The sequence below is a fragment of the Candidatus Beckwithbacteria bacterium genome (assembly GCA_012797845.1).
In the GTDB taxonomy this organism is placed as follows: domain Bacteria; phylum Patescibacteriota; class Microgenomatia; order UBA1400; family UBA1449; genus JAAZOH01.
Map to the genome: position 1 here is coordinate 60,670 of JAAZOH010000025.1, position 9,656 is coordinate 70,325.

10 protein-coding genes are annotated in these 9,656 nt (G+C 31.2%); all 10 read left to right on the forward strand.

Going from position 1 to position 9,656, the window contains the following annotated elements:
• The first annotated feature begins 1 nt into the window (after window position 1).
• Genes GYA49_03570 through GYA49_03615 form a run of 10 tightly spaced genes read left to right on the forward strand, consistent with a single transcriptional unit; the run spans window position 2 to window position 9,599 of the window.
• Window positions 2–877: an aldo/keto reductase gene (locus tag GYA49_03570; protein ID NMC36102.1), complete on the forward strand. Its 876-nt coding sequence runs from the start codon at window positions 2–4 to the stop codon at window positions 875–877.
• Entirely contained in the window at window positions 874–1,767 is an 894-nt protein-coding gene (locus tag GYA49_03575; protein ID NMC36103.1) for a Gfo/Idh/MocA family oxidoreductase, read from the forward strand. The genes GYA49_03570 and GYA49_03575 overlap by 4 nt, the downstream gene beginning before the upstream one ends.
• A 1-nt stretch (window position 1,768) precedes the next feature.
• A complete protein-coding gene (locus GYA49_03580; GenBank protein NMC36104.1) occupies window positions 1,769–2,524 on the forward strand; it encodes an SDR family oxidoreductase in 756 nt (251 codons plus the stop codon).
• Window positions 2,518–3,204: an acylneuraminate cytidylyltransferase family protein gene (locus GYA49_03585; GenBank protein ID NMC36105.1), complete on the forward strand. Its 687-nt coding sequence runs from the start codon at window positions 2,518–2,520 to the stop codon at window positions 3,202–3,204. Before GYA49_03580 ends, GYA49_03585 begins: the two co-directional genes overlap by 7 nt.
• A gap of 1 nt (window position 3,205) precedes the next feature.
• Window positions 3,206–4,081: an FkbM family methyltransferase gene (locus GYA49_03590; GenBank protein NMC36106.1), complete on the forward strand. Its 876-nt coding sequence runs from the start codon at window positions 3,206–3,208 to the stop codon at window positions 4,079–4,081.
• A 9-nt stretch (window positions 4,082–4,090) separates the two neighbouring features.
• On the forward strand, window positions 4,091–5,710 hold the full coding sequence (locus GYA49_03595) for a hypothetical protein (protein ID NMC36107.1): 1,620 nt from the start codon (window positions 4,091–4,093) through the stop codon (window positions 5,708–5,710).
• Window positions 5,711–5,713: 3 nt separating this feature from the next.
• Entirely contained in the window at window positions 5,714–6,937 is a 1,224-nt protein-coding gene (locus tag GYA49_03600; protein ID NMC36108.1) for a glycosyltransferase family 4 protein, read from the forward strand.
• Between the two features lies 1 nt (window position 6,938).
• Complete coding sequence (locus GYA49_03605) at window positions 6,939–8,243, forward strand: nucleotide sugar dehydrogenase (protein NMC36109.1); 1,305 nt, start codon at window positions 6,939–6,941, stop codon at window positions 8,241–8,243.
• An 18-nt stretch (window positions 8,244–8,261) separates the two neighbouring features.
• Window positions 8,262–9,149 carry a methyltransferase domain-containing protein gene (locus GYA49_03610; GenBank protein NMC36110.1) on the forward strand — a complete coding sequence of 296 codons (888 nt, stop codon included), beginning with the start codon at window positions 8,262–8,264 and terminating at the stop codon, window positions 9,147–9,149.
• Between the two features lie 3 nt (window positions 9,150–9,152).
• Window positions 9,153–9,599, forward strand: a complete 447-nt coding sequence (locus GYA49_03615; protein NMC36111.1) for a hypothetical protein — start codon at window positions 9,153–9,155, stop codon at window positions 9,597–9,599.
• Window positions 9,600–9,656: the final 57 nt, after the last annotated feature.

Here is a 9,656-nt window from a genome sequence, read left to right on the forward strand (position 1 = left end):
TATGAAAGGTGTTCAAAAATTAGCAATTGGTACTGCCAATTTTGGCTTGGACTATGGCATTAACAATGCTAACGGAAAACTTTCCTATATCCAAGTAGCTCAAATTTTAGATTTAGCTACTAAGTTAAAAATAAATTTTTTGGATACAGCCAGTGCCTATGGAAATAGTGAGCAAGTTTTAGGAAAATACCTCAGTAAAGCTAAAGCTAAAGATATACGTCTTATTTCAAAAGTCATTGTTGGGAGCCAAATAGATTTGGCTCAAGAATTAAAAAAATCATTGCAAAACTTGCATAAAAAGAAACTCTTTGGATATTTAATCCATAATTTTCAGGAGTTTAAGAAACATCCTGATATTTTCCAAGAGTTTCTTAGGCTAAAACAGCAAGGATTTGCAGAAAAAGTTGGCTTTTCTCTGTATTTCCCACAAGATCTTGAATTTTTGATCAAGCATAAAATCCAGTTTGATATTGTTCAGGTTCCGTATAATATTTTCGATCAGCGCTTTGAACCATATTTTAAAAAACTAAAAGAAAATAAAGTTGAGATTCACTGCCGTTCCGTATTCCTTCAAGGCCTATTTTTTAAATCTACCAAAGAACTTAAGCCGCCATTAAATAAAGCTGCAACTAAACTTGAGTTTCTACAAAAAATTACAATACAACAGAAGATACCTCTTCAGACGCTTTGTTTGCAATTTGTTGCTCTCAACCCTTTTATTGATAAAATAGTTATTGGTATTGATAGTATCAAGCAATTGCAGGAAAACGCAGATACTTTTATCCAACAAAAAAATGTGAAATATATATATAAAGAGTTGAAAAAGTTGAAAGTGGAAGATGAGAATATCATTTTGCCCTTCAATTGGAAAAAGTGAAGCAATTAAAATTAGGAATCATTGGTCTTAGCGAAGGGAATGGCCACCCTTACTCCTGGTCAGCAATTTTTAATGGCTTTAATAAAGCTGTTATGAAAACTTGTCCTTTTCCGGTTATTTACGAATATTTGAGTAAGCAACGTTTTCCTAAAGATGCAATTGCTGGTGCCAAGGTAACCCATATTTGGACCCAAGACCTAAGCATTTCCCGACACATTGCCAAAGCCTCAAATATTGTAAATATTGTTACTGATTACCAAGATATGATTGGCCAAGTTGACGCTATCTTATTAGCTAGAGACGACTCGCAAAACCATTTGAAGATGAGCCGCCCTTTCTTGCAAGCCGGCTTACCCATTTACATTGATAAACCTCTGGCCACAACCATTGCTGAGGCTAAAAAAATGTACTCTTTAGAACAGTATGCTGGCCAGATATTTACCTGTTCAGCTCTTGCCTATGCCAAAGAACTTACGCTAAGCCCAAAAAAATTGGATAGCTTTGGTCCAATACATTTTGTCAATGCTATCACTCCTAAGTACTGGGAAACCTACGCTGTTCATATTATTGAGCCAACTCTTAATCTTTTTAAAACTAAGACTAAACATATAAAATCAGCTTCAACCCATAAGTCAAAACAAATCACTACCACAAGCATTATTTGGGATTCTGGCTTAATAACCAACTTCAGTGCATTGGGTCAAAGTGCTACTCCAATCAAAATTGAGATCTATGGACAAAATAAATCTGAGGTGTTAGTCTTTAAAGATACTTTTTTTGCTTTTAAAAAAGCTTTGGAAGAATTTATTGCTATTATTACTAAAAAAAAGAAACCTCAAAAAAAAGAAGACGTTTTGCATTTAATTTCAATAATTGAACAAGGGCTTTAACATGAAAAAAACTATTTTAATCACTGGTGGTACAGGCAAAATTGGCCAGGTCTTAACAAAGCATTTTTTAAAAAAGGACTACAAGGTAATCATTACTAGTAGAAATGAACAGCAGGCCTTAAAGCTTTTTGCTAACAGTAAAAATATACCAAATCTCAGCGTTATCGAGATTGACTTAAGAGCAGATAAAGCTATCAACCATGTGATCAGCTCTCTCGAAAAACTAAATGCAAAACCTTATGCTCTTATTCACTGTGCCCGAAATTTAGAAAGCCTCAAGTACTCACCGGACTTAGAAACTAGGATCAAAAATTGGCAAGCTGAGTATTTACTGGATGTAGTTATACCCTATGAACTTTCACTGGCAGTTGCCAAAATGAAGGAATCGAAATTAACAAATGTGGTTACCATCTCTTCAATGTATGGTGTGGTTGCGGCCAATCCTCATCTTTATACTAATCCACAAATTCAGTCTCCTGTGCAATATAGTGTAGCCAAGGCTGCTCTTATCCATGCCACCAAAGAAATGGCCATAAGATTAAGTCCACAGAAAATAAAGGTTAACTGCATATCTTATGGAGGTATTGAGGGAAGGGCTGATGAGGATTTTAAAAAGAGATATGGAAAACTTTGCCCTATTGGTAGAATGCTTACTGAAGAGGAAATTATTAAGCCAGTTGAATTTCTGATTTCTAATAGCTCCACTGCTATGCAAGGCCATAATTTGATTGTAGATGGGGGCTGGTCTATATGGTAAGCAAAGTAGCTATTATCCCTGCCAGAAAAGGCTCGAAACGAATTCCTCTAAAAAACATAGTCAACTTTCATGGTAAGCCTCTCATAGCCTGGACCATAGGAGCAGCATTAAAATCAAAAGTGTTTGATGCTGTTTATGTTAGTACTGATAGTCAGAAAATCGCTAACATAAGCGAAAAATATGGAGCTAAGGTCCCTTTCCTACGTACAAAATATACAGATGATAACTCTTCGGTAAGCAGTGTGATTATTGACTTTTTGGAAAATTTAAAAAAGAAAAAAAGCAAGGAATTTGATGTAGTTTTTTCCCTAATGCCCAATTGCCCGCTTAGAACTGGCCAAGATATCATACGAGCCGATAAAAATTGTACTGCCAAAAAGGCTAGTTTTCAACTCAGCTGTTTTGAATTTGGATTTATGAATCCATGGTGGGCATTTACTCTAGATAAAAACTGCAGACCAGAGTATATTCATAAAAGCGCTCTTAAAAAACGATCTCAGGATTTATCTAAATTATTTTGTCCCAGCGGTGCTATTTGGATTGCAAATATTAAAGCTTTGCAAAAAAGCAAAACCTTCTATGGCCCCAATCATATTTTTTATAAATTGGGTTGGAAGAATGCAATTGATATCGATAGTAAAGAGGATTTAGAACTAGCTAAAAGCTTCTCAAAAAATTAATATGTTTTCTTTTAATAGTAAGTATCTCTCAAAACAATCAGCTAATATTTTATTTCTTTATTTAAAAAGTTTTTTAAATAAAGAATATACTTTTTCGAGCGAGGACCTTTTTACTCAACTACACCAACTATATTGGCAAACACCTAAAGTGGAAGTTATTAAAAAAGATAAAAATCTTCAACTACTAAAGGTTAAAAAACTGAAATTCTACTGGCCAACAAATATTCCCTTACAAGGCCTGGAATGGATTTATAATGAAGTATTTTATCCATATAAAAAAAATCCTGCTTCTTACGATCACCCCTTATTTGATTTTAAAAAAGTAAACTGGGTCATAGATGCTGGTGCAAGTGAGGGTTTTTATACAAATTTTGCCTTTAAAAACAAAGCTAAAAAAGTAATAGCTATTGAACCCCTTTTAATTTTAAAAGAAAGCTTGCAACAGACTTTTAAAAAGGAGGTAAAAAAAAGACAGCTCGAAATTATTTCTAAAAGCTTGGGAAGAAAAAAAGGAAAGGCATATTTGAAATTTGAAAATAATTGTCTATATAACTCGAGTGTCGATGATAAAAAAGATAAAAATTATCAGAAAACAAAAATTACTACTATTGATTCAGTTGTAAAAACAAATAAATTAAAGGGTAAGGGGATTATAAAAATGGATATAGAAGGTGGGGAAATAGATGCCCTAAAAGGTGCAGTCGATTGTTTACAGAGGAATAAACCTAAATTAGCTATAGCTGTATATCATAATCAACAAAACTACCACAAGTGCAAGGAAGTGATTTTCAAGGCTAACCGCAACTATCGGATTGAAGCTAGAGGAATGTATTGCTGGAAAACTCCGCCTAGACCTTTTATGTTATTTGCCTATTAAAATAAAAATATGCCTATCAACAAATTTTCTCATATTTTTACTGATTTTAGTAAAAACCGGCAAAAAAATAATGCATTACTACCTTTAATAAAGGATGCAAATACAAAATATTTAAAAAATAAAAATGGTTTAAAAATACTTTTTGGTCCAAGCTTTCCTTTTGGTGAAAATTTTATATATCATGATTTACTCCTTGCTTTACTACTACACTCTCAGGGTTGCGAAATTTATTATGCTGGGGGAATTATCAATAATATCTCCCCTTCTATCTATTTAGGCGGCCAATGGTCATCAGGAAATAAGAAGACTGACTTTAAAAAAATTAAATATGGAGAATTAAAAGCTTTAAACGATTTCAAGAAACTGGGAAAGACTTATGACATGAAAAAGTACCTAAGTAAAACTGAGATAAATAAGTTAAAAGTGAATTTAGCAAAAATAAAATTTGAAGATTTGCTCAAATACAAGTTTGAAAACATAGACCTGGGGCATGATGCTATGAATAAAGTTAGAAATCATCATCTTGTTAGTAGCATAGATCTAGTAAAAAATAAAAGGAACTTGGTTAGAGAGGCTCTTTTGAATTGCAATATGTATGAAATCTTCTTTAGAAAAATAATTGAAGAATTAAAACCTGATAGGATTATTTCTCACGATTCCTTTTATTACCCCTGGTCAGTCCTTAGAAAAATTGCCGATTTGAAGAATATTAATTATTACAATTATTATTTTGGTTTTAAAAAGGATGAATATATCTATGCAAACAATAAACCAGCAATGTCATTAAATACAACACCTATGTGGAAAAAAGTTAAGTCTGTACCTCTTCAAGAAAGTCAGATTAAAAAAATTGACAAAACACTTAAAAAAAGAATAAATGGCGATGTAGGCCGCTTAGGTCTTGTCAGATATTCCAACAGTAAAGAGGTGGAAAAAATTATTAAATTTGCAAAACAAAAACCTACAGCGGTTCTATATGGCAACGTATGCTGGGATTTAAATGCACTTGACAAAGAACTCTTTTTTAAGTCAATTAAAGAAGGTTATTTTAAAACTATTGAATATTTTCTTCAACATAAAAACTATCAACTAATCATTAAGTCTCATCCAGCAGAAGAGCATCCAAAGATCCCCATTACTGTCGAAAGCTTGGAAAGCATGATAAAAAAGAAGTATGGTTTGTTGCCAAAAAACATTATCTTGCTTCCCCCAAAAACAGCAATAACTGCTTATGACCTATTTCCTATTACTAATGTAAGCGTAGTCTGGACAAGTACCGCAGGCATAGAAAGCGTAATTTATAATACCCCAACTATTACTATAGCTAATACCCATTTTCGCAATAAGAATTTTACCTTAGATCCAGCTTCTCAAAAAGAATATTATTCCATTTTAGAAAAAGTGTTAATAAAAAAAATGCATTTAGCTAAAAAAACGAAATATTTAGCATATAAATATTTTTACTATTATTTAAATTGCTTTAGCTATAACTATGGTATTCCAACGCAAAACTGGACAGAAGCATTAAGCGAGGATCATAAAAATAAAGTCAATCACTTTTTTGAAAATAAGCGGCTAAAATATATAGTTGGCACTATTGTAAATGGTAAAAAAATCGAATTAGTATAAATTATGACTAAAGTACTATTTATAGCACCAATTCTAACTTTTCCTTATGCTGGAGGCCCTGAAATGAGTGCTCACAACGCCATCAAGGCTTTAAATAAAATTTCTGAATTGCATATTATAACAACTATGCCATTAGCTAAAATGGGTGGCAATCAAGCCTTCCAATATTATGGAAAAATATCTAAGCAATTAGATTTCACTCCAATAGCTCAGGAACAAAATTTTTTAGAAAATTATTTTATAAAAAAAATTCGAAAATATTTTTTTACGAAGGGGAAAAAAAATGAGGCAGATGATGTCAGATATATTATTAAATATTATGATCAAAATAACATCGACATTATTTGGTCCGATAGACATGAATTTTCTTACAATCTAATTTTTGAAATAAAAAAACTAAGACCAAATATCAAAATAGTTTGCGATACAGCTGCAGTCCATTCACAATTTATTCTAAGAGAAATTCCTTTTCAAAAAGACAAGTCAAAAATTAAAAAAATAAAAAAATCTGGTAAAGAATACGAAAATTATGAGAAAAAATTGGTTAATATTGCTGATGTAACTACAGCAGTTTCAGAAATTGATGCATCTATTTTTAAATCTTGGACAAAGCATAAAGAAAGAATATTTGTTTTCCCCAATGTGGTTGATTTAGAAAATTATAAAAAAATAAAAACATCTAACACTATAAAAACTCCATCTCTTTTAATAGCTGGAACATTTTATGAACAAAGTCCAATGGAACATGGCACTAGATGGTTCCTAAATAATGTTTTGCCAAAAGTTAGAAAAGAGTTCCCGGAAATCTTTGTTTATATTATTGGCAAGGGTTCAGACTGGATTCTTCGAGATATTGCCGATCCAAAAATAATTATTACTGGCAAGGTAGATTCAGTTTCGCCATATTTACATAACACTAGTATTGGTTTGGTCCCTCTTCATTTTGAATCAGGAACAAGATTTAAAATCTTAGAATATGGGACAGCTTCATTACCCACAGTTTCTACAAGCCTGGGAGCAGAAGGGCTAAATCTTGGAAAAAATGTTAGCATTCTCATAGAAGATAATCCGATAAAATTTGCTCAAGTAATTATCAATCTTCTAAAAAATAAAGCCTTGCGTATTAAAATGGGAAAGAATCTTTATAAGGTTGTCAAAAAAAATTACTCTATCGATAGTCTCGCTAGTAGTGGTAGTAAAATAATTAAATATTTAATGAGTCAATAGTATGAAAATTAGCATCATCGGTCTTGGTTATGTTGGCTGTGTCAATCTAGCGTGTCTAGCTCAAAATGGACACATGATCTGGGGTGTCGATATTTCTAAAGATAAGGTGGATAAAATAAATAAAGGGGAACCAACCGTTATCGAAAAGGATTTGAAAAAAATACTATCAAAACAGATAAAAAATAAAAGAATAAAGGCTACTCAAAATATAGAAGAGGCAATTTTAAACACAAATATTTCACTAATTTCAGTAGCCACTCCATCATCTACAACCGGTCATCCCGATCTAAGTGCCTTAAATAAAGTTGCTCAAGAAATTGGAGCAACTTTAAAGAAAAAGAGTAAAAAGCACTTAGTGGTTATTCGATCCACTGTACCGCCAAAAACATCTGAAAAAATAGCTAAAATTATCGAACAAAATTCTGGAAAAAAAGAAGGCTTAGGGTTTGATATTGCTATAAATCCTGAATTTTTGAGAGAAGGAAGTGCAATTTTCGACTACTATAATCCTCCTTATATTCTTTTTGGTATTCGCAATAACAATATAAAAAAACAATTAAAAACTTTATATAAGCCAATCAAGGCTAATATTATTTTTACAGACTTTAAAACTGCTGAAATTATTAAATACATTAATAATACTTACCATGCCCTAAAAGTAACTTTTACCAACGAGATAAGCAATATTTGCCAGTCATTAGATATAGATTCGGTCGAAGTTTTAGATTTATTTAAAAAAGACAAGCAGCTTAATATTTCTACAAAATATTTTAATCCTGGCTTTGCCTATGGGGGATCTTGTTTACCAAAAGATCTCAAGGCTCTTCAAACAATGTCTCATGATTTGTATTTACAAACGCCAATAATTGAAAACATTGATAAAAGTAACCAAGTTCAAATTGATAAAGCTATCTCTTTAATAACTAGTTTGAAACATAAAAATATAGGATTTTTAGGGATTAGTTTTAAAGCTGGAACAGATGACTTGCGCAATAGCCCAACTATAGAGGTAATTAAAAATTTGATTGGATCAGGATATAAGATTTCTATTTATGATTTGAATTATAATGAAAACAATATTTTTGGGAAAAATAAAACATTTATCGCGAACGCCATTCCTCATTTCGACAGCCTCATTGAAACGGATGTCCAAAATTTCTTAAAAAAATCTGATACTCTAGTAATAACTACTAAAGAAAAAAGGTATTTAAAAATTGCAGAAAGTACAAATAAAAAAATTGTAGACTTAGCAGCAATAGATAAAAAAATTATAAAGAGGAAAAATTATCATGGTTTATCTTGGTAAAAATATTTAAATTTGAAAATGAAAAAAATAAACAAGCTTATTACTTCTTACCTGAATCAATTACAAGAAAATTGGATTATTGGAAAACAACTCAGAGAATTCAAAAAGGCTCCAGATGACTTTTTATCATCAAAAGTTGAGGGAAAGACTAAGATTAAAAATTTAGTTGCTGAATTAAAGTCATTTGATATACCAGTTCAATTTTCTTTCATTGATCTTAAAGATTTTAAAATTTGGATGAAAAAATTTCCAAAATTGGTCGATTTTTATGATGTAGTTGGCCATTTTAAAATAGAAAAAATTTTAGAACATTATATTTCAATGAAATATCTTAATATTAAAAAAAGTGACTTAATAATTGATGTTGCAGCTTCAAGTAGTCCATTTGCAAAAATTTTACATCAAAAAAAATATAATGCTTATAGTCAAGATTTGATTTATCAAACTGGAATACACAATAGAATGATTGGAGGAAGTGCGGGCAATTTACCATTAAAAAATGATTCTGTGGATGTTATGACTTTACACTGTGCATTTGAATGCTTTCAAGGCGATAGTGATATTAATGTCATTAAAGAAGCTCAGCGGGTTTTAAAACAACGAGGAAGAATAGGTATAATACCTTTATATCTTGATGAGGTCTACTTTGTAAAAACTGGACCTATGTCTAATAAGACTAAAATTAAAATAGAAAAAAATGTTCGCTTAATTTGGAGAGATGATGAATTTCAAAAAGAACCATTTAGCAGACATTATTCCCCTCATGCTTTTAAGTACAGGATCTTACAGAATATTAAAAAATTAAAATATAAAATAATTTTCTTTGAAAATTTAAACGAAATTAAAAAACAATTTCCTGATCAAAAAATTTATTGTCATTTTTTATTTAAAGCAGTTAAAAATTAATTTATGAACAAACACATAGTTCAAGTAAAATTTGAGAATAAAGTTTTAGCTATCATTATTCCCCATAACTTTAAACAGCAAGGTATAACTTTTTGTACTCCTGACGAATTTTCCCAACAATTAGCATACATGAATCATCCTAAAGATAAGCAGATTCCCCCTCACGTTCATAACCCAGTCAAACGGGATGTGGCTTATACTAGAGAAGTTTTATTTATAAGACATGGAAAAGTAAGGGTAGATTTTTACTCTGAAAAAAGAAAGTATATTCAAAGTCAAATTCTACAAACTGGTGATGTCATTTTGCTAGCTAGTGGTGGTCATGGCTTTACCATGTTAGAACCAACTGAGATGATTGAGGTTAAACAAGGTCCCTATGCAGGCGAAGCTGATAAAACCAGATTTATTGGGATTGAAGAAACTGAAGTTAAATTTAAAAAAGATAAATAATATCATGACAGATTTTATTCCAGTCAATACTCCCCTTCTTGATGGTAATGAAAAAAA